Source organism: Paraburkholderia tropica (assembly GCF_900109265.1).
Lineage (GTDB): Bacteria > Pseudomonadota > Gammaproteobacteria > Burkholderiales > Burkholderiaceae > Paraburkholderia > Paraburkholderia tropica.
On sequence record NZ_FNZM01000006.1, the window covers coordinates 131868 to 151710 of the forward strand.

The window sequence follows — 19843 nt, forward strand, 5'->3', positions numbered from 1 at the left end:
CATCACGCGCGAATGCCCCATGCGAACGGATCGTCGTCGGCGAAAATGAGCTGCGCCTGCGCGCTCACGTGCGCCGTGCCGCGAATGCTCGGGCGCACGTAACCGGGCGCGAGATCGCTGCCGCTTTCGTGGCTTTCGTAGCTCGCCTCGAACACGCTGCCGACGATGCTCTCCTGCTTCCACACGGCGCCCGGCGCAAGCGCCGCATCGGCGGCGAGGCAGGCGATCTTCGCGCTCGTGCCGGTGCCGCACGGCGAGCGGTCGTACGCCTTGCCGGGGCACAGCACGAAGTTGCGGCTGTCGAGGCCCGGCGTCGTCGAATCGGCGAACAGTTCGATATGGTCGATCAGCGCGCCGCCCTCGCCCGTGATGCCATTCGCTTCGAGCGCCTGGCGAATCGCCCAGGACACATTCGTGAGCGTTTCGACGTTGGCGAAGTCGAGCGACTGGCCGTGATCGGCGACGAGGAAGAACCAGTTGCCGCCCCACGCGATATCGCCATGGATGCGGCCGAGGCCCGGCACGTCGACCGGCACGTGGGTGCGGTAGCGATACGCGGGCACGTTGCGCACGGTCACGCTGCCGTCGGCGTGCAGTTCGGCTTCGACATTGCCCACCGGCGTTTCGATGCGATGCACGCCCGGCGCGATGCGGCCCATGTGCGCGAGCGACACGATCAGGCCGATCGTGCCGTGTCCGCACATGCCGAGAAAGCCCACGTTGTTGAAGAAGATGACGCCCGCCGAACAGGCCGGATCGTGCGGCTCGCAGAGCAGCGCGCCGACCATCACGTCGGAGCCGCGCGGCTCGCAGACGATGCCTGCGCGCACGCGGTCGAAGTCGCGGCGGAAAATTTCGAGCCGCTCGGCGAGCGGTCCGCGGCCCAGCTCGGGGCCGCCTTCGGTCACGAGCCGCGTGGGCTCGCCGCCGGTATGGGAATCGATGACGGAGAGGGTTTTCATGCCGTCAATCGTAGGTGCCGCCCGCGTGGCCGTCTTGTCGCAACGGCCCGCCGGCAATGACGATTTCGGCATAGCGCGCGATCGATGCGCGGGCGTCGCGCGTGGCTCGCCCGGTCAAGCCAGGCACAACCCTGGCGCGTGGTCGGCTGTTTGCCTTCGCTTTCGCTTTAGACGCCCTAGACGCCCGCGCGCGCTCGCGATCCGCGCCCGAACAGCTGGCGCAGCCACGCCTGGCTGTTCACGACCAGCAGGCCGGTCAGCACGAGCACCGAACCCGCGATGAAAGCGGCGTCGACGTGCTCGTGCAGCACCACCACGCCGAGCACGACGCCGAACAGCGGCGTCATGAACGAGAGCACACCGAGCCGCGCGGCGAAGTAGCGGCGCAACAGCCAGAACCAGGTCAGATAGCTCGCGAACGTCACCACCACGGTCTGGAAACCGAGGCTCGCGAGCGCGAGCGGCGTGCCATGAAACGCGGTCTGCCCCGTGAACAGCGCGAACGGAATCAGCAGCACGAATGCGCAGGCGAGCTGGCAAAAGAGCGTCTGCGTGGCGGGCGCTTCGCTGAGCCGCGTCGTGCGCACGCCCACCGTGGTCAGGCCCCACGCCGCGCCGCCGAGCAGGCCCAGCAGATCGCCGAACAGCCAGTTGGGATTCGTGGGCAGACCGGGCGCGGACAGGCCGCCGCCCAGCAGCGCCGGGCCGAGAAACGCGACGGCGATGCCGATGAACGCGAGCGCGATGCCCGCCCATTGCAGGGGCGCGAGCCGTTCGTCGGGGAGTTTGATATGCAGGCCGATGGCCGCGAACATCGGCGCGGTGTAGAGCAGCACGGCGATGTGCGAGGCGTTGGTCAGGCGCAGCCCTTCGGCGACGCAGAGGAATTCGAACGCGAACAGCACGCCGACGACGAGCCCCGAGCGCAGCGCCACGCCCGGCAGCCAGCGCTCGCGCAGCACGAAACGGTTGAACAGCCAGACGAGCGCCGCCGCGCCGCCCGAACGCAGGCCCACTTGCAGCATCGGGGCGATGTCGCCGGCCACGGCCTTGATCGCGACCTGTTGCGTACCCCAGATGAAGCACAGCGTCACCATGATGGCGACGGCCGCCCCATCGACATGCTTTCTCATTCCTGTCTCGCCCATGCTTTATTTTTTCGACGCGCGTATCTTAACGCGCGCGATCATCGGCACATAGAGCCAGTCCGTGCGCAAAGCAGCAGGCCACCCGCGACGCAGCCGGAACATCCGGATGCTGCGTCAGGGGTGGCCTGCGGGGTCACGGCAACGAGAGCGTGCCGTTTATGAGGTCGCGACGATCAGAAGTCGATCTTCGCGTTCAGGCTGATCGTGCGCGGATCGCCCGGCGCGATGTAGCTGTCGTACTGGAACATCCAGTAGCGGCGATTCGTGATGTTGTCGAGCGCCGCGCGCAGCGTCACGTCGTGGCCGCCGATGCGCGTCACGTAGTTCGCGCCGACGTTCACGAGCAGGTAGCCACCCGTTTCCAGATCGCCGGCCGGACGCACTTCGGTGTTGCCCGTGTACTTCGCATCGACGCCCAGTTGCAGGCCCGGCACGTACGGCACGTCGTACGTCACGCGCGTGGCCGCCGTGAATTGCGGTGCGCCCGCGACGCGCTTGCCGTTATAGGTCTGGCCCTTCGCGTACCACGTATCGAGCAGCATGATGTCGCCCGCGACTTGCCAGCTACGACCCAGACGCACGCTCGCGCCTGCTTCGAGACCTTCGTAGATCGAGTTGCCGTCCTGCATCAGCACGTTCTGGTCGTTCGCATACGACGCGCCGCGCTCGATGCGGAACAGCGCCGCGTTCGCGCTCCAGCGCGCGTGCTCGCTCTTGATGCCCACTTCATACTGACGCGAGCGCAGCGGATTGAGCACCGATCCGCCATTTGCGTAGATATCCGAAACAACCTGTCCTGCTTCGAGCGATTCGACATAGCTCGCGTACAGCGTGGTTTCCGGTTCGAGCTTGTACATCAGCGCGAAGGTCGGCGTGACGACGCCGTTCTTGCCGTACGACGAGGTCGTGCCGCCCGCTTCCGAAAAGCTTTCCTGATCGTAGTTCGTATAACGCAGGCCCGCGAGCAGCGACCAGCGGCTCGTGATCTGCATCGTGTCGCTCAGGAACAGCGCCTTCTGGTTGATCTCGCTCGCCCGGTACTTGTCGAGGCCGCTGCCCGAGTAGAACGCATACGGGTTCTGCACGTAGAGATTGCCCGCGCCGAGCGTGCCGCCCGCAGTGCCCGCCGCCGTGCTGTAGTCGTTGGTCTGATGCTGGATCGACGCACCGGCCACGATCTGATGCGTGAACGGACCGGTCTTCACCTTGCCTTCGAACGCGCCTTGCCAGTAGATGTCCTGGTGGCCTTCGTCGCCGTTCCAGCGATAGTCGGAGTAGTCGCCCGACTGGTTGAGCAGCGTGAGCGTGCTTTCGTTGCGGTCGCGCGCCGACTTGCTGTAGCTCGCCGACGTGTTGAACGTCCAGTCCGGCGTGATCTGATACTTCACGCCCGCCGTGTAGAGCTGCAGATTGGTGTTCAGATGCTGGCCGGCGCTGTTCAGCAGATTCGAGCCGCCGCTGATGGTCGCGGGCAGACTCGTGCCCACGTAGCTCGACGGAATATAGATCGCCGGCGTCTGACCGCTCGAACGGCTCGTCTGGTAGATCGCGTTGAAATAGACGTCGAGGTCGCGCGTGAGCTGACCGTCGAGCGCGAGCGCCACCGAATTGCGGTTGATATCGCCCGCGTTATAGGTCTTGCCCTGTTCGTGCGTGTAGTTGATGCGCGCGCCGAACATGCCGTCCGGGCCGAAGCGGCGGCTCAGGTCGGCGTGCTGGCTGAGCACGCCGTCCATGCGATAGCCGATGTCGAAACTCGTGACCGGGTTCTTGCCCGGCTTCTTCGTCACGTAATTGACCACGCCGCCCGGCTGCGCGAAACCGTACATGAAACCGCCCGCGCCCTTGAGCAGTTCGACGCGCTCGAGGTTTTCGTACGGCATGGTGATGCCATACGAAATGAACGGATTGCCGTCGATCTTGAAACCGTTCTGCCAGTCGATCGGTAGGCCGCGCACCGTGATGTAGGTCGCCCACGCGCTATAGGCGCTGCTGTTGTCGGTGACCGAGGCGTCGCCCGCGAAGACATCGCCGAGCTTGTTGGCCTGGCGGTCGGCGAGATCCTCGCCCGTCACGACCGTGGTCGAGAACGGCGTGTCGAGCTGCGAACGCGTGCCGAGCGCGCCGCTCGAAACCGGCGTGGCCAGATGCAACGGCGAGTCGACCACGGCGGCCGCGTTGACGTTGACGGCGGGCAACGCCTTCTCCGCGCCTGTGGCGGTCGCGGCGGCGCTGGCCGCAGCGCTCGCACCGGCCGGCGCGGCGGCGCTGTCGTTCGCGGTCGTGGCGGTCTGGGCAAACGCGGATGGCGCGGCGGCGGCAAACGTCAGCCAGACAGCGATCTGCAAAGGACGGGGCAGCTTCTGGCCCCTACGGCGTGCGGTTTCGTGATTGTTCATATCGGCCAGTGTTCGAGGCGTCTCCCGCCCCGGTTTAACGCTAAAGAATCTAAACGTCAATGAGACTGATTCGCATTACATAAGGCGCGCATATTAGCAAAGGGTCCTGGCTTTTGATAGTTCTTTACAAAAAACCAACACTTACGATTGGCTGTAATGCAATTTGCATGTAGACGCGCGCGTAAGCGGGGTTTTGGGGGCTAATCGGGCGCGCAGGCGGCGCGGCTGGCGTGCGCGATGTCGTCGATCACGCGATGGAAACGAAAACGCCCGGCACAGGCCGGGCGTTTTTCACTGCCTCACGCGAAGGACGCGCCGATCAGAACGTTTCCCAATCGTCGTCCGAGGTGGCGGCGGCGGCGGCGGCCACCGGCTCGGCGCGCGGCGCCGGTTGACGCAGCGCGGGCTCGCTAGCCGCTGCGCGCGGCGCGGACGTCGCGCGGCGCTTCGCGGCAGCAGGACTCGCGGATACCGGCTTGACCGCCGGCGCAGCCACGGCGGCGGTCGCACGCACAGCTGTCGTCGACGTCATCGAAACCGCCGAAGCCGCCGCCCCCGACACCTTGAACACCGACACCAGCTCGCGCAACGCGCCGGCCTGCGTCGACAGCGACTGCGCCGCCGCCGACGCCTCTTCGACGAGCGCCGCGTTCTGCTGCGTCACCTCGTCCATCTGCGAAACGGCCTGGCTGACCTGTTCGATGCCCGTGCGCTGCTCGCCCGACGCGGCGGTAATCTCGCCCATCAGGTCGGCCACGCGGCGCACCGACTGCACGATTTCGCTCATCGTCCGGCCCGCATCGTCGACGAGCGCCGTGCCGTTGTTCACGCGCTCGACCGAGGTCGCGATCAGATCCTTGATCTCCTTGGCCGCCGTCGCGCTGCGCTGCGCGAGCGTGCGCACCTCGCCTGCGACCACCGCGAAACCGCGGCCCTGCTCGCCCGCGCGCGCGGCCTCGACCGCCGCGTTCAGCGCGAGGATGTTGGTCTGGAACGCGATGCCCTCGATCACCGAAATGATCTGCGCGACCTGTTCCGAGCTTTGCGAAATCTCGCGCATCGTATCGACCACGCGGCCCACCACTTCGCCGCCGCGCGTCGCCGTGCTCGACGCCTGGCCCGCGAGCGTGTTGCCCTGGGTGGCGTTGTCGGCGTTCTGCTTCACGGTCGCCGTGAGCTCTTCCATGCTCGCGGCCGTTTCTTCGAGCGATGCCGCCTGTTCCTCGGTACGCTGGCTCAGATCGGTGTTGCCCGCCGCGATCTGCGCGGCCGCCGTCGCAATGCCTTCGCTGCCCGTGCGCACGCGGGCCACCAGATCGACGAGACGCTCGTTCATATGACGCAGCGCCGACAGCAACTGGCTCGCCTCGTCGTTGCCCGTGACGTCGATACGCGCCGTGAGATCGCCGCGCGCCACCGTTTCCGCCACGCTGACCGCGCGCGCGAGCGGCGCCGTGATCGAGCGCGTGATGACGAGCGCGATGACAATGCCGAGCGCGATTGCCAGCGCGATCAGCCCGATCGTCCAGGCGAACGCGCCCGCATACGCCGACTTGGCGCGCGCGACCTCGGCCTCGGCGCCTTGCTGATTGAGCTTGATGTCGTCGTTGATCAGCGACTGCGCCGTGGCGAAGGACTTCGCGGACGCGCCGGACGCCAGCGCACGCGCATCGGCGGCGCCGGAATCGCCGGCGTCGGCCAGCGTCTGCAACTGCTTGTCGTGGTCGAGATAGGCCGTCCACGCAGCGTTGATCTCGTCGTAGCAACGGCGTTCCTCGGCCGACGAAACCAGCTTCGAATAGGCGTCGAGCGTCGCCGCGAAATCCGTGATGAACTGCGCGTGCTGCGTGCGCAGCGCGTCTTTGTCGGCGGCGTCGACCGCGAGCAGCGAGCGCAGCGAGGTGCGGCGCACGTCGTCGGCGACGGAGCGCAGCCGGCCCAGCGTCTGCACGCTCGGCAGCCAGTCGTCGCCGAGTGCGAGCGTGCCGTCATAGATGCGCGAAGCCTGGAGGAGTCCGATGCCGCCGACGGCACCGAGAAGAAGCAGTACGACCGCGAAGCCCGCCGACAGACGCGGGCCGATTTTCAGATGAGAGAGAAATGACATAAGAAGCCGATGGGGTGACCGACTGTATGTCGACTCTCTGCGGCAATAATTAAGCCTTCGTTGCAAAAATAACAAAAAGACCGACGATCGGCTTTCAGCCCCGGCGCGGATTCGAGCCACGGAAATCGGCGGGCTTGAGACACATCTTGAGGCGCATCGAGACGCACCGACATGCACTGAGACGCACGGTCAAGTCCGCGCATGCGCATCCGGTAAGCTCCTCAGGCCTTGCGCCATGCGGCGCAGGGAGCAAGAACGGGGGACGCTTCGGCGTTCGCGCCCAGGCATTGCGAAAGGCGGACCGACACGCCCGCGCCGGCCAGACAGGGGAGCCGGCGCGGCATGCGGGCCGCCGCGCCGTCCAGAGCGTTGCGCGTCACGATAAACCACCGAGGGCCTTGACCGGCGAGCCGCAGCGGCACGACCGGCGAACGTGCAGCCTCGCGGCCGCCGCCCAGGCGGCGCGAGCGCGCCGGGGCGTCCCCCCTGCTCCCGCCCGCCGCGCTTTGCGCGCGCGGCCAGCCCGCCTTTTAAGAGTTGGCGTCGCCGGCCGCGCGGCACGGCCAGACGCGCGAGCGCGGCTTCGTCGCGGCGGCTTCCTCGGCCACCTCGCGCCACCAGCGCTCGCCGCGCTGCGGATCGGTGAGATGCAGACGCTCGCCCATGCGCGGCGTCGCCAGCATCACGCTGCGCGCGGCCGCGAGCCCCATCACGCGTTCGAACGGTTCCTGCCAGCGATGCATCGCGAGGTCGAACGTGCCGTTATGAATCGGCACGAGCCAGCGCCCGCGCACGTCCAGATGCGCCTGCACGGTTTCCTCGGGCTGCATGTGGACATACGGCCATTGCGGGTCGTACGCGCCCGTTTCGATCAGCGTGACGTCAAACGGCCCCATGCGCTCGCCGATCTCGCGGAAACCGTCGAAATACCCCGTGTCGCCGCTGAAGAACACGCGCAGATCGTCGGTCGCGATCGACCACGAGCACCACAGCGTGCTGTTGCCGTCGAACAGGCTGCGCCCCGAAAAGTGCTGCGCGGGCGTGGACGTGAAGGTCACGCCCGCGATGCTCGCGCTTTGCCACCAGTCGAACTGACGCACTTTCGCCGCGTCGATGCCCCACTCGATCAGCCGGTCGCCCACGCCGAGCGGCGTGAGGAACACGCCCGTGCTCGCGGCCAGCGCGAGCACGGTTTCGCGGTCCAGATGGTCGTAGTGATCGTGCGAGAGGATCACGCCGCGCAGCGGCGGCAGGTCGGCCAGGTCTATGGGCGGCGCGTGAAAGCGCTTCGGCCCGAGCCGTTTGAAGGGCGAGGCGCGCTCGCCGAACACCGGATCGGTCAGCCAGAATTCGTCGCGCAGCTTCATCAGCATCGTGGAGTGGCCGAGACGCCAGAGGCTGCCGTGGGGCGCGGCGTGCAGATCGGCGCGACTCAGGGCGTCGACGGGCAGCGCCGCCGACGGCACCGTGCCGCCCGGCTTGCGAAACAGCACGTTCCAGATGATGCGCAGACTCTTCGCGAGGCTTTCCTGCGGACGCGGACGCACATTGCGAAAGCGCGCGCCGTCGTGCTGCGTGGAGCCGTTCGCGAGCGTGCGCGAACGCTTCGCGGCGGCGAAGCCGAGCGTGCGGCCGAGAAAATCGGGGATCGAAGCCATGTCGGCGTCCTGAAGACAAAAGTAGACTGGCTAGTGTAGTTTATTCGGGAGAAAAGTAAACTGCCCGGTGTAAAATTCCCTCATGAGCACCGCCGACACCCCACAACGCCTGACCGACCGGAAACGCGCCGCCGTTCTGGAAGCGGCCATCGAGGAATTTCTCGCCGCCGGTTACGACGCCACCAGCATGGACCGCATCGCCGCGCGCGCGAGCGTGTCGAAGCGCACCGTCTACAACCATTTTCCGAGCAAGGAAGCGCTGTTCGCGGCCATCCTGCACCGGCTCTGGGATGCCGCGCTCACGGGCGCCGCGCCCGCCTATCGCGCCGACGCGCCGTTGCGCGCGCAACTGCTCGAACTGCTGCACCGCAAGCTGCGGCTGATGAGCGACGCGTCGTTTCTCGCGCTCGTGCGCGTGGCGCTCGCGGCGGGCATTCACTCGCCGGAGCGCGCGCGGGACATGGTCGCGCGCATCGGCGAGCGCGAGGAGGACGTGACGATCTGGATCCGCGCGGCGGCCGCCGATGCGCGTCTGGGCAACGCGGACGGCGCGCCCTTCGATCCGCTGTTTGCCGCGCATCAATTGCATGCGCTGGTGAAGGGATTCGCATTCTGGCCGCAGGTGACGATGGGGCAGCCGACGCTCAGCGCCGCCGAGCAGGATCACGTTGCGCAAAGCGCCGCCGATATGTTTCTCGCGCGCTATGCCCGCCCGGCGCGTTCATCGGACACAAAGTAACGCGCGCTTTTATCGCCCATCGAGCACGGCGGGCATGCGCTTTTCCATCGCGCGGGCGCGTGCGGGATCGCGCCAGAAGCGCCACGCGAGCCAGCCCGCGATCGCCTGCGCCACCATCACGAACGCCACGCAGCCCGCCCAACCCCACTGTCGCCACGCGGATGCCGGCAGAATCGAGCCGAGACTGCCGCCCAGGTAGTAGCACGACAGATACACGCCGATGGCCGTCGAGCGCGCCGCGCCCGCCGTCTGCGAAATAAAGGCATTCGCGGCGGCCTGCTCGACGAACACCGCCGTGGAGCCGAGCGCGAGACCGCAGAGGATCGGCAGCAAACCGTGCGCGAGCGTGAGTCCCGCGGCGGGCAGCGCGAGCAGCGCCGCGTAGAGCGCGAGTTCGCGCGGCGAGCGATGGCGCGCGAAGCGGCCCGCGAGCGGCGTGACCACCACGGCGAGCAGGAACACGGCGTAGAGCGCGCCGATCTGCACCGTGCCGAAGCCGTACGGCGGCTGCGCGAGCCGCAAGCCCACGAACGTGAACGTCGCGACCTGCGAGGCGAGCACGCAGGCGCCGAAGCCAAACGCGGCCAGCAGCGGGCGGCGCGTGAGCAAGGCGAGGCGCGAGGGCGCGTGGCGTGTATCGCGTGCTTCGACCTGACTGTTCACACCGGTTCTCGCACGCGCACTGACCGCCACGCGCGGCAAGCACAGATAAATCGCCACGCCCGCGCCCAGACTCAACAGCGCCACGATATCGAGCGCGTAACGCCAGCCGAGCACCGACGCGCACGCATTGGTGATAAAGCGCCCCGCAAAGCCGCCGAGCGTGGTGCCGGCGACGAACAGCGCGCTCACTTCCGCCGACTGCTCGCGCGTGAACAGCTCGCCGATGAACGCCACCGAGATCGCGAACACGAACGGCATCAGCATCCCCACCGCGAAGCGCGCGGCCAGAAACGACGCGAAGCTGCCCGCATGCGCGACCCACAAGGCAGGCAGCACCGACAACGACGCCGCGAGCGCGATCACCGTCCGGCGCGCGAACGGCCCGGCTAATGTGCCGACGAAAGGCGCGATAATGGCGACGGCCAGCGTGGTGGCGCTCACGCCCTGCCCCGCGCGCTCCGCGCTCACGCCGAAGGTGGCGGCGAGCTCGCGCAGAATGCCCTGGGTCGCGTAGAGATTGAGAAACGCCGCGCAGCCACAGAGAAAAAACGCCGCGCGCAAAGACTTGTCATGCTGGCCATTCATGGACGACGATCGCTCCCGCCTGATTCAGAGAGCAATCAGTCTCGCAATCCCGCGCCGCGCGCGCCAATACCGAATCCGTCGCGATTGATACCGGAAAAATCAGCATGCTCGACCTGCGCCGCCTGCGCTACTTCGTGACCGTCGCCGACGAACTGCATTTCGGACGCGCCGCCGAGCGCCTCCATATCGCCCAGCCGCCGCTCACGCGGCACATCGCGTCGCTCGAAAACGAGCTGGGCATCCGTCTGTTCGAGCGCTCCACGCGCGCGGTCACGCTCACGCCGGAGGGCGCGCAATTCCTCGAACACGCGCGTCAGGTGATCGAGGCCGCGGAGCAGGCGGAAGTGTCCGCGCAGCGCCTCGCGCATGGCACGGCGGGGCGGCTGGCGATCGGCTATACGAGTTCGATTCCGATTTCGCCCGCGTTCAGCGCCATCGTACGCGGCTTCAGCCGCGAGGCGCCCGACGTGGCGCTCACGTTTCGCGAGGTGGCCGGCACGGCACAGCCCCGGCAGATCGAGTCGGGCGTGCTCGACATCGCGTTCGGCTGGGCCGCGTCCGATCATGCCGACAATGCCGATCAAGCCGATGGCGCCGTCGCGCAATTGACCGTCGCGCGCCAGCCGATGGTCGCCGCCGTGGCCGCGAACAGCGAGTACGCCGCGTGCGCGGCCGTCGCATTCGAGGCGCTCGCGCATGAAAGTTTTATCGCGTGGCCGCCGGGTCAGGGGTCGGTGCTCAACACGGCGCTGCACCGGCTTTGCGCGCAGGCGGGCGTCGAGCCGCGTCTCGGTCCGCGCGCGAGCCAGGTCGCCGCGCTCGTCGCGCTGGTGGCGGCGGGCCAGGGCGTCGCCATCGTGCCCGCGTTCGCAGCGTCGCTGAAAATGGCCGATGTGGCCTACGTGCCCTTGATCAACGCGCCCGTGCTCGACCAGATCATCGCGTGGCGCACGCACGATCCTTCGCGTTGCGCGCTGCGTTTTGCGGCCTTCGCGCGCGCTGCGGCAACGGCGGGTTGATCGCCGGGCTGTCGAGTCGATAACTACATTTCGCGATCCGTACTATTTATCCGGATCACGACGCGCGCAACGCCTCCGAAGGCCGCATGCCGAACATGCGCCGATAGTCGGTCGCGAACTGGCTCAGATGCCAGAAGCCCCACGCCGCGGCCACGTCCTGCACCGATCCGGCCTCGCGTCCGCACAGATCGCGGCGCGCGCCGTTCAGGCGCAGCGCGCGCAGATAGGTCGCGGGCGCCATGCCCAGCACGTCCTGAAAACAGTATTGCAGCGTGCGGCGGCTCACGAGCAACTGCTCGCACAACTCCGGCACGCCAACCGGACGCGAACGATGCGCAAGCACGTACTCGCGCGCCTGCGCGACGATCCAGCGACGCCGCGATGCCTGCTCAGGCGTTTGCCGGGCGCTTTCGGCGTCATCCGCGTTGCCGTGCCGCGCGCAGGCGTCGAACAGCGCGGCGAGCAATTCGGCCTGCACGTCGTTGCGTTCGGCGTCGGACAGCGGCGTGCAAGCGCTGCGCGCGCGGTCGCCATCGGCGTCGTGGCGAGCGTCATCATCGTGATCGTCGAGACGCTGTTCGAGCACCGCGCACAGATGCGCGAGGCGCGCCGCGCCCGCCTGCACGATGGGCGTGTGCGGCAGACGCGCGTCGAGCGCGACGCCTTCCACGGTCTGCGCGTAATGGCGCAGCACCTCGCCGCGCACCACCACGCCGTAGATCGAAAACTGCGCGGGCGTGAGCAATTCGAATTCGACGTTGCCCGGCCGCATGGCGAAGGCTTCCGCGCCGAAGGGCTGCGCATCGACGCGCGCCTGCTGTCCGCGCGTGGCCGGAATGCCGAACCAGTACGCGTCGCCGCGCACTTCGCACGCCTGGCGCAGCGTGTGGCTCGTGGTCTCGCAGAAGACCTTCATGGTGTCGAGCGGGATTTCGGTGAGCGTACCGACGAAGCGGCCCGCCGCGAGCTGGTCGTAGGTCTGCCGCCAGCCGACGAGGTTGCGCGCCTGCTCGTCGGCGTCGTGCGCGACGCTCACGACCGCGCGCCCCGCCGGCGCGTCGGCGCCTTGCGCGGAACAGCGCGTGTTTTCGGCGGTGTTGTCCGCGAGGTTATCCGCGATGATTTCTGCCGCAGGGACCGCCTGGGACGCGAGCCGGCAAGCATCGGGCCGCTTGCTGAGCGTGGCCGCGTGGTTCATGGGTGCCTCCTTGCGCGCACTTTCTGTCAAAACGATCGGGTGATGATGCAAAACCCGCGCCAGATCGTCGGGACCCGGTTTCACGCGGCCAGGCCGCGCGGGATGCCTGCGCGTGCGCCTCGGCGGCACAGTGTGCGCGCGCGTCTGTTCAGTGGATGTTCATTTTTCGCACGGCGCACCACGCGCACCAATCCGGTGCAACCATGAGGACACGCACGATTCTGGCGAGTCCTTGTCGACGAACAGGACGCGCGCATCATGCAAACCTGCAAGGCCGAACGCAGCGATTCGATGGGTCACACCGACCCGATCCGTGCGCCATCAGCGACATCGGGCAGCAACGCGTCGCTATCGTCCTTGAGGCCGACGCCCGTGAGTTGCAGGCGGCGCGCATGCGTCATCAGATAGTGGAGTTTGTGCGCGGCGGCCTCGTGCGGCAGACCTTCGGGCCGCACGTTGGAGATGCAGTTGCGCAGCGCGTCGTGGCAGCCCACTTTCGGCCCCCACGTGAGGTACACGCCGAGGCTGTCCGGCGAGCTGAGGCCCGGCCGCTCGCCGATCAGCATCGCCACGAGCTTTGCGCCGAGCAATTCGCCGATCTCGTCGCCGAGCGCGACACGCGCCTGGCTCGCCACCACCACGGGACCGATGCGCCAGCCGCGTGAGGTATCGGCGTCGGCATCCGCGTCGAGTCGCGTACGCATGGCGTTGAGCAAGGGCAGCGCCTGCTTCGCCGCCGCAAACGCCGAAAGTCCGTCGCCGATCACGAACACCACGTCGGGTTTTTCACCGTCGCCGCCCGCTTGCGCGAGCGCCGCGCGGCTTTCGTCCGACAGCCGCCGACCGAGATCGGGACGCCGCAAATAATGCTGACGATCGGGCGCGGCACTCGACGCACCGAGCGTCGCGAAACCCGCGCTTTCGAGTTCGCGGCGCAGCGCGTCGGCGTCGAGCGGCTGATGCACCGCGTCGCGCGCCTGCGCATGCGAGAGATTGAACGCGAGCAGCGGCGCCGTGGGCAGCGCATTGCCCGCGCGACCGAGCGCGATGCGCGCGTTCGTGAACGCCTTCAGCCCGCCCCACGGATTCTTTTCGACGGCGTCGCTCATGCGCCCAGCTCCGTGCCCGCGCCGATCCATTCGTGCGCACCCGCCAGCAGCGGCACGCGCGCCGAGGCGGGCAGCAACGCGCCTTTCGCATCGGCGATTTCCATCGTTTCGAGCCATTCCTCGAACTCGGGCGCGCGGCGCAGACCGAGCAGATCGCGCACGTACAGCGCGTCATGAAACGAGGTGCTCTGATAGTTGAGCATCACGTCGTCGGCGCCCGGAATGCCCATGATGAAATTGATGCCCGCCGCGCCCAGCAGCGTGAGCAGCGCATCCATGTCGTCCTGATCGGCTTCCGCGTGATTCGTGTAGCAGATATCGCAGCCCATCGGCACGCCGAGCAGCTTGCCGCAGAAATGATCTTCGAGACCCGCGCGAATGATCTGCTTGCCGTCGTAGAGATATTCGGGGCCGATGAAACCCACCACCGTATTCACGAGGAACGGATCGAAGCGGCGCGCCACCGCGTAGGCGCGCACCTCGCAGGTCTGTTGATCGACGCCGAAATGCGCGTTCGCCGACAGCGCGCTGCCCTGCCCCGTTTCGAAGTACATCAGGTTGTTGCCGACCGTGCCGCGCTTGAGCGAAAGCGCCGCCTCACGCGCCTCGGCGAGCAGCGCGAGCGAAATGCCGAAACTCGCGTTGGCCTTTTCGGTGCCCGCGATCGACTGGAACACCAGATCGACGGGCGCGCCTTTTTCGATTGCCGCGATCGTGTTGGTGACGTGCGTGAGCACGCACGATTGCGTCGGCACGCGATAACGCTCGCGAAATCCGTCGATCATCGTGAGCAGCTTGACGATGGCCGCGAGGCTGTCGGTGGCGGGATTGATGCCGATCATCGCATCGCCGCAGCCGTACATCAGGCCGTCGAGCATCGACGCCGCGATGCCCTTCACGTCGTCGGTCGGATGATTGGGCTGCAGACGCACCGACATGCGTCCCGGCAGCCCCACCGTGTTGCGAAAGCGCGTGATCACGGGACGCTTCTTCGCCACCGCGATCAGATCCTGATTGCGCATCAGCTTCGACACCGCCGCGACCATCTCGGGCGTGAGGCCGGGGCCGATGCGTTCGAGCATGGCGCTGTCGGCTTGCGGCGACAGCAGCCAGTTGCGGAAGTCGCCGACGCTCAGATGCGCGATGGGCGCGAACGCCTGCGCGTCGTGCGTGTCGACGATCAGGCGCGTGACTTCGTCGCTTTCGTACGGAATCAGCGCTTCGTTCAGGAAGGTCTTGAGCGGCACGTTCGCGAGCGCCATCTTCGCGGCCACGCGCTCCTCCTCGCTCGCCGCCGCCACGCCCGCGAGCTGGTCGCCGCTGCGCAGCGGACTCGCCTTGGCGAGCACGGTCTTGAGGTCCGCGAACCGATACGTGCGCGGACCGATCGTCTCCGTGTACGACATCTGCCTGATTCCTCCGCTGTCACTCTTCGAGCAGCGCGCCCGAGGTTTCGGCTTCCAGCGCCGGGCCCGCTTCCGAGGCCGCCGCGCGCTGTGCGCCGGTCGCCAGGAAATAAGCATAGCCCAGCGCGAGGAACACCACGAACACGAGCGCCACGAGCTGGTTGTACCAGACCATCGCGCCGAGACAGACGAGCGCCGCCAGCAGCGCGAACGCCGGGAAGAACGGATACAGCGGTGCACGGAACGGACGCGCCATGCGCGGCTGCTGACGGCGCAGCTTGAACAGCGCGGCCATGCTGACGATATACATGACGATCGCGCCGAACACCGACATCGTGACGATATTGGCCGTGAGCGTCTGGCCGGCGAACTGGATCAGCTCGTCGCTGTAAATCGCGGCGATGCCGATCACGCCGCCCGCGATGATCGCGCGATACGGCGTCTTGAAGCGCGGATGCACCTTGGCGAGCCACGCGGGCAGATAGCCTTCGCGGGCGAGCGCGAAAATCTGCCGCGAATAGCCGAGGATGATGCCGTGAAACGACGCGACGAGGCCGAACAGGCCGAGCCACACGAGCATGTGCATCCAGCCGCTATGTTCGCCGACGATGTATTTCATCGCTTGCGGCAGCGGGTCGTTGATGTTGGCGAGCTTGGTCCAGTCGCCCGCGCCGCCCGCGAACACCATCACGCCGACCGCCAGCGCGACGAGCGTGAGAATGCCCGCCACGTAGGCGATCGGAATCGAACGCTTGGGGTTTTTCGCTTCTTCGGCGGCCATCGCCACGCCTTCGATCGCGAGGAAGAACCAGATCGCGAACGGAATCGCCGCGAACATGCCGTGGAAGGACCCCATCGAGAAATGATCGGCGCCCGACCAGCCGCCCTTCAGGAAGTGATCCCACGAAAAGCCCGGCGACACCACGCCCATGAACACGAGCAGTTCGAAGATCGCGAGCAGCGTGACGACGAGTTCGAAGGTCGCCGCGATCTGCACGCCGACGATATTGAGCGCCATGAAGACGAGATACGCGCCCATGGCCGCGTGCTTCGGTTCGAGCCCCGGAAACTGCACGTGCAGATACGCGCCGATAGCGAGCGCGATGGCCGGCGGCGCGAACACGAACTCGACCAGCGTGGCCGCGCCCGCGAGAAAACCGCCGGCCGGACCGAAGGCGCGGCGCGCGTAGGCGAACGGGCCGCCCGCGTGCGGAATCGAGGTGGTGAGTTCGGTGAAGCTGAAAATGAAGGTGGTGTACATCGCCGCGACGAACAGCGCGGTGACGACGAAGCCGAGCGTCCCGGCGCTCGCCCAGCCATAGCTCCAGCCGAAATATTCGCCGGAGATCACCAGTCCGACCGCGATCCCCCAAAGCTGCCAGGTGCCGAGCGTCTGCTTGAGCGCGGGCGCGCCCGCACTGCTTTTCGACTCTGCCTGCATGGTGTTCTCTCCTCGTGAAGGCCGGGCGGGCGCGCCCGCGACCGGCGAAGCAGGCCGCCCGTGCGACCTGATTCGAGCCATGCTAGAGAGTCATAAATCGACGTGTTATCGAAATTCGGCAATCTGTAATTATTACAAAAAGCCTACATGAATAATCGGACCGACGCGCGGCTTGCGTCGCTCCATCGCGTGCTAGAAGCGAGCCTGAAGCGCCTCATGCTCGATTCGCATTACCGCCACTCAGAAAGGCTTGTCGCTTTGAGCGGTGATTCGGGAAAGGAAATTCGACGATGCGACAACGCGCATTACGTCGTGGTTACCGTCGGCTGGAGCGAATCAACCATCCGGAACGGGCCGTGTCCAGCGTAAAGCGCATGGCGCGGAGCGCGAGCGCGGAGGGCGCGGGCATACGCGCACTCACGCGCAAGCCAAGGCGATGTCCCACATCGATCATCGGTCGCTCGACCGTTACGTGAATCACGGCTGCCACCGTGCAGAGCGTCAGCATGCCGATGCCGGTGGCGAGCCAGAACGCGGCCGCCGACTGCAGGATGGCGTGCGCAACCGTCGCATCGGCAAAACCCACCGAGAAAACGAAGCCTTGCAGCAGATAGATGCCGTAGCTGATATGCCCAAGGCGTACCGCCGGTCTCGACGTCAGCAGTCCGAAGAGCGTCGTACGATTGCAGAGCAGGAAGAAAACGCCGCCGAGAATCAGGCTTTGCTCTCGCGAGTACGGAAGCGCATGTAGCGCGAAGACGAGCACAATCAGCGCGATGACGGCGAGCGAGCGCGTCGCATCCGGCAAGCGCGCGACCGGACCGATCACACCGATCGACGCGACCAGCATGCCGATCGTGAACAGCAGCCAGAGCGGCGGGGCTTCCGCCGTCGAGGTCGTCGCCCAGATCAGCGTACCGACGAAGGCGACACACGCTGCGGCGAGATGCAGTCTGGGCCGCGCGAACAGCGACGCCGGCAGCAACGCGAAATAGAATCGCCACTCATATTTCAAGGTCCACACGACACCGGCGAGCACGATCCAGACGTTCGAGTAAGCGTTGAAGTCGTGATTCACCAGCAAGCCGAGTCCATACCAGTGGCCGATCTTGCCGAGCAGCGCGCCGACAGGTTCGCGGATTTCGAATCCCGAGCGAGCCATCACGACCAGCACCATCGCGGTGACGGCGATCCAGTACACGGGCGCAATACGGAACACGCGGCTCAGATAGAGCGCGATGAAATCCGGCCGCCCCTGCGACCTGATCAGCTTGCCCCAGAACAGATAGCCGGTAATCATGAAAAACAGCGAAACGCCCGCGCTGCCCAGTCGGCTGTAGAAGAAGTCGGGCGGCAAGGTCCACTCGCCGGTTTTGATCCAGAAGCCCGCCACCACCGCGTGATGCACCATCACGCTCAATGCAAGATAACCGCGGACACCATCGAGCGTGTTCACGCGTTGCTGCTGTCCGGCATTCTGTCCGTCGATGAAGCGCCAGCACGGGAGGGCAAAAGCGAGTGTGACGAGAACCATCAGGACGAAATACGGAACGACGAGCAGCATGAGCAAGCGAGACCGGCGGGCAATTGGGCAGCCCGCGATGGTAACGATCGTTCAGAAATTCCACAAGAATGTTAAATAACGTGTTGTATGGAAACCCAATCCACGCGAAATCCCGGGCGGTCGGCTGCATGCCCAAATTCGCCAGGTCATTGATATTAATGACGTATTGACATCCCCCAATTCACGCCGCCCCACACCCATACCCTTATTGCCTTAAGGCGGCGCTAAGGGTTTCCCCGCCAGAATCCCCACCAACCTGCCGCGCCACCGCCACAAGGCGCGCCGCATCGCGACACACGCAATCCACCCGCGCAGCCCGTTCGTCTCACCGATGCGACTGCGCAGTTTCATCGAGAACCCCATGCCGTCTCGCCCGCCGCCGTTCCGCGCCAGCTCGCTGCGCATGCATTGCCTGCTCGCCGTCGCCGCGTTATGCGCGGGCGCGCTGAGCGGTTGCACGCTCTATCGCGCGCAGCCGCTGCCCGCCGCCGCGTCGATGACGACGCAGGACACCCTCGGCCACCTCCAGATCGACCCGGCGAAAATGCCGCTGCCCGAACTGGCCGCGCAGCGTTTCGATCCGTCCGATGGCTTCGACATCGAAGAAGTCGCGATGCTCGCCGTCGCGAACAATCCCGATCTGAAGCTCGCGCGCGACGATCTCGGCATCGCGCAGGCGCAGGCTTTTTCCGCGGGTCTGCTGCCCGATCCGCAAATCGCGGTGTCGAGCGACTATCCGGGCGCGCTCGGTCTGTCGCGCGCGTTCAGTTACGGTCTGAGCATGGACGTCATGGCGATCGTCACGCGCGGCGCCAACAAGCAAGCCGCCGACGCCACCGTGCGCAAGACCGACCTCGGTCTGCTCTGGCAGGAGTGGCAGGTGATCGCGCAGGCGAAGCAGCTTTACGTGAAAACGCGCTTCCAGAACGACGCGCTGCCGCTGCTCGCGAAGCAGGCCGACCTCACGCAAACGCGTTACGAACGCATCGCGCACGCCGCGAGCGAGCACAACGTGACGGCCGATAGCGCGAGCGCCGCGCTCACCGCCAGCGAGGACGCGCGCAAGCAATACGCCGATCTGCTGCGCGCGCACGAGCAGACGCATCACGATCTGAACGCGCTGCTCGGCCTCGCGCCCGATGTCACGCTGCCGCTCGCCGACACGGCGCAAGCCGACCCCGCCGCCCCGCTCGCCGATGCCACGCTCGACGCCGCCGTCGCCGCGCTGCCGCAGCGCCGCCCCGATCTCATCGCGCTGCAGGCCGGTTACGAAGCGCAGGAGCAGAAATACCGCGCCGCGATTCTCAATCAGTTTCCGAGCCTCTCCGTGGGTTTCACGCGTCAGCGCGATACGTCGGAGATCTACACGAGCGGCTTCGCGATCAATCTCACGCTGCCCGTGTTCAATCGCAATCGCGGCAATATCGCCATCGAACAGGCCACGCGCCAGCGGCTCGCCGACGAATACCGGACGCGTCTGGACACCGCCGCCGCCGATATCGCGCATCTGCGTGCCGACGATGCGATCGCCGCGCAGCAGCTCGCGCAGGACGAAGCCGCGCTGCCCGAACTCGACCGCGCCGCCGCGCACGCACAGGACGCCTACGCGCGTCACGACATCGCGCTCGGCCAGTACGTCGATGCGCAGAGCGCGGCGCTCACGCGGCGTCTCGACGCCGCCACCGCGCGCGAGGCGCTCGCCGAACAGCGGATCGGTCTTCAGGCACTGCTCGGCAGTGCGATTCCCGATCCATACGGCTCATCCGCGCCGACGCGCGCCCCCGCACCCGCACCCGCGCAGCAAACCGGCAGCGCCCCCACCACTCTCACCGTTGCCCGTTGATC

The 19843-nt window shown here is 66.8% G+C and carries 14 protein-coding genes; 3 read left to right on the top strand and 11 right to left on the bottom strand.

What is annotated here, in order from left to right:
* Window positions 1–2: 2 nt before the first annotated feature.
* The 5 genes from BMY06_RS11355 to BMY06_RS11375 all read right to left on the bottom strand — a co-directional run bounded on the left by BMY06_RS11355 (window position 3) and on the right by BMY06_RS11375 (window position 8274).
* Complete coding sequence (locus BMY06_RS11355; RefSeq protein ID WP_065064009.1) at window positions 3–962, bottom strand: 4-hydroxyproline epimerase; 960 nt, start codon at window positions 960–962, stop codon at window positions 3–5.
* A 176-nt stretch (window positions 963–1138) separates the two neighbouring features.
* Window positions 1139–2095, bottom strand: a complete 957-nt coding sequence (locus BMY06_RS11360) for a DMT family transporter (RefSeq protein ID WP_074983164.1) — start codon at window positions 2093–2095, stop codon at window positions 1139–1141.
* A 188-nt stretch (window positions 2096–2283) separates the two neighbouring features.
* Entirely contained in the window at window positions 2284–4509 is a 2226-nt protein-coding gene (locus BMY06_RS11365; RefSeq protein ID WP_173816790.1) for a TonB-dependent siderophore receptor, read from the bottom strand.
* Between the two features lie 319 nt (window positions 4510–4828).
* Window positions 4829–6616 (bottom strand): methyl-accepting chemotaxis protein, encoded by a 1788-nt coding sequence (locus BMY06_RS11370; protein ID WP_074983166.1) that lies wholly within the window; start codon window positions 6614–6616, stop codon window positions 4829–4831.
* 530 nt (window positions 6617–7146) lie between these two features.
* Window positions 7147–8274: an MBL fold metallo-hydrolase gene (locus BMY06_RS11375; RefSeq protein ID WP_074983168.1), complete on the bottom strand. Its 1128-nt coding sequence runs from the start codon at window positions 8272–8274 to the stop codon at window positions 7147–7149.
* Window positions 8275–8356: 82 nt separating this feature from the next.
* Here BMY06_RS11375 and BMY06_RS11380 point away from each other — a divergent pair, with 82 nt between their 5' ends.
* Complete coding sequence (locus BMY06_RS11380) at window positions 8357–9013, top strand: TetR/AcrR family transcriptional regulator (RefSeq protein WP_074983169.1); 657 nt, start codon at window positions 8357–8359, stop codon at window positions 9011–9013.
* Between the two features lie 9 nt (window positions 9014–9022).
* On the opposite strand, the gene BMY06_RS11385 is transcribed toward BMY06_RS11380, so the two are convergent.
* On the bottom strand, window positions 9023–10261 hold the full coding sequence (locus BMY06_RS11385; RefSeq protein WP_074983171.1) for an MFS transporter: 1239 nt from the start codon (window positions 10259–10261) through the stop codon (window positions 9023–9025).
* A gap of 104 nt (window positions 10262–10365) precedes the next feature.
* Between BMY06_RS11385 and BMY06_RS11390 the strand changes: the two genes are divergently transcribed.
* Entirely contained in the window at window positions 10366–11280 is a 915-nt protein-coding gene (locus BMY06_RS11390) for a LysR family transcriptional regulator (protein WP_074983173.1), read from the top strand.
* Window positions 11281–11335: 55 nt separating this feature from the next.
* On the opposite strand, the gene BMY06_RS11395 is transcribed toward BMY06_RS11390, so the two are convergent.
* From BMY06_RS11395 to BMY06_RS11415, 5 genes are all read right to left on the bottom strand, one after another.
* Window positions 11336–12478: a helix-turn-helix domain-containing protein gene (locus tag BMY06_RS11395; protein WP_080180260.1), complete on the bottom strand. Its 1143-nt coding sequence runs from the start codon at window positions 12476–12478 to the stop codon at window positions 11336–11338.
* 296 nt (window positions 12479–12774) lie between these two features.
* The gene (eutC, locus tag BMY06_RS11400; RefSeq protein WP_074983175.1) at window positions 12775–13587 is read right to left on the bottom strand and encodes an ethanolamine ammonia-lyase subunit EutC; all 813 of its coding nucleotides are present in this window, start codon (window positions 13585–13587) and stop codon (window positions 12775–12777) included.
* Entirely contained in the window at window positions 13584–14993 is a 1410-nt protein-coding gene (locus BMY06_RS11405; protein WP_074983177.1) for an ethanolamine ammonia-lyase subunit EutB, read from the bottom strand. The genes eutC and BMY06_RS11405 overlap by 4 nt, the downstream gene beginning before the upstream one ends.
* 19 nt (window positions 14994–15012) lie before the next feature.
* On the bottom strand, window positions 15013–16434 hold the full coding sequence (gene eat / locus BMY06_RS11410; RefSeq protein WP_065063991.1) for an ethanolamine permease: 1422 nt from the start codon (window positions 16432–16434) through the stop codon (window positions 15013–15015).
* Window positions 16435–16750: 316 nt separating this feature from the next.
* Window positions 16751–17998, bottom strand: coding sequence for an acyltransferase family protein (locus tag BMY06_RS11415; RefSeq protein ID WP_074983179.1), 1248 nt, complete (start codon window positions 17996–17998; stop codon window positions 16751–16753).
* A gap of 361 nt (window positions 17999–18359) precedes the next feature.
* Between BMY06_RS11415 and BMY06_RS11420 the strand changes: the two genes are divergently transcribed.
* Window positions 18360–19841 carry a TolC family protein gene (locus tag BMY06_RS11420; protein ID WP_244144352.1) on the top strand — a complete coding sequence of 494 codons (1482 nt, stop codon included), beginning with the start codon at window positions 18360–18362 and terminating at the stop codon, window positions 19839–19841.
* Window positions 19842–19843: the final 2 nt, after the last annotated feature.

Bases quoted from the DNA above. Each gene is read 5' to 3' on its own strand.
- BMY06_RS11355 (WP_065064009.1), bottom strand. From the start codon at position 962: ATGAAAACCCTCTCCGTCATCGATTCCCATACCGGCGGCGAGCCCACG.
- BMY06_RS11360 (WP_074983164.1), bottom strand. From the start codon at position 2,095: ATGAGAAAGCATGTCGATGGGGCGGCCGTCGCCATCATGGTGACGCTG.
- BMY06_RS11365 (WP_173816790.1), bottom strand. From the start codon at position 4,509: ATGAACAATCACGAAACCGCACGCCGTAGGGGCCAGAAGCTGCCCCGT.
- BMY06_RS11370 (WP_074983166.1), bottom strand. From the start codon at position 6,616: ATGTCATTTCTCTCTCATCTGAAAATCGGCCCGCGTCTGTCGGCGGGC.
- BMY06_RS11375 (WP_074983168.1), bottom strand. From the start codon at position 8,274: ATGGCTTCGATCCCCGATTTTCTCGGCCGCACGCTCGGCTTCGCCGCC.
- BMY06_RS11380 (WP_074983169.1), top strand. From the start codon at position 8,357: ATGAGCACCGCCGACACCCCACAACGCCTGACCGACCGGAAACGCGCC.
- BMY06_RS11385 (WP_074983171.1), bottom strand. From the start codon at position 10,261: ATGAATGGCCAGCATGACAAGTCTTTGCGCGCGGCGTTTTTTCTCTGT.
- BMY06_RS11390 (WP_074983173.1), top strand. From the start codon at position 10,366: ATGCTCGACCTGCGCCGCCTGCGCTACTTCGTGACCGTCGCCGACGAA.
- BMY06_RS11395 (WP_080180260.1), bottom strand. From the start codon at position 12,478: ATGAACCACGCGGCCACGCTCAGCAAGCGGCCCGATGCTTGCCGGCTC.
- eutC (WP_074983175.1), bottom strand. From the start codon at position 13,587: ATGAGCGACGCCGTCGAAAAGAATCCGTGGGGCGGGCTGAAGGCGTTC.
- BMY06_RS11405 (WP_074983177.1), bottom strand. From the start codon at position 14,993: ATGTCGTACACGGAGACGATCGGTCCGCGCACGTATCGGTTCGCGGAC.
- eat (WP_065063991.1), bottom strand. From the start codon at position 16,434: ATGCAGGCAGAGTCGAAAAGCAGTGCGGGCGCGCCCGCGCTCAAGCAG.
- BMY06_RS11415 (WP_074983179.1), bottom strand. From the start codon at position 17,998: ATGCTGCTCGTCGTTCCGTATTTCGTCCTGATGGTTCTCGTCACACTC.
- BMY06_RS11420 (WP_244144352.1), top strand. From the start codon at position 18,360: ATGCCGTCTCGCCCGCCGCCGTTCCGCGCCAGCTCGCTGCGCATGCAT.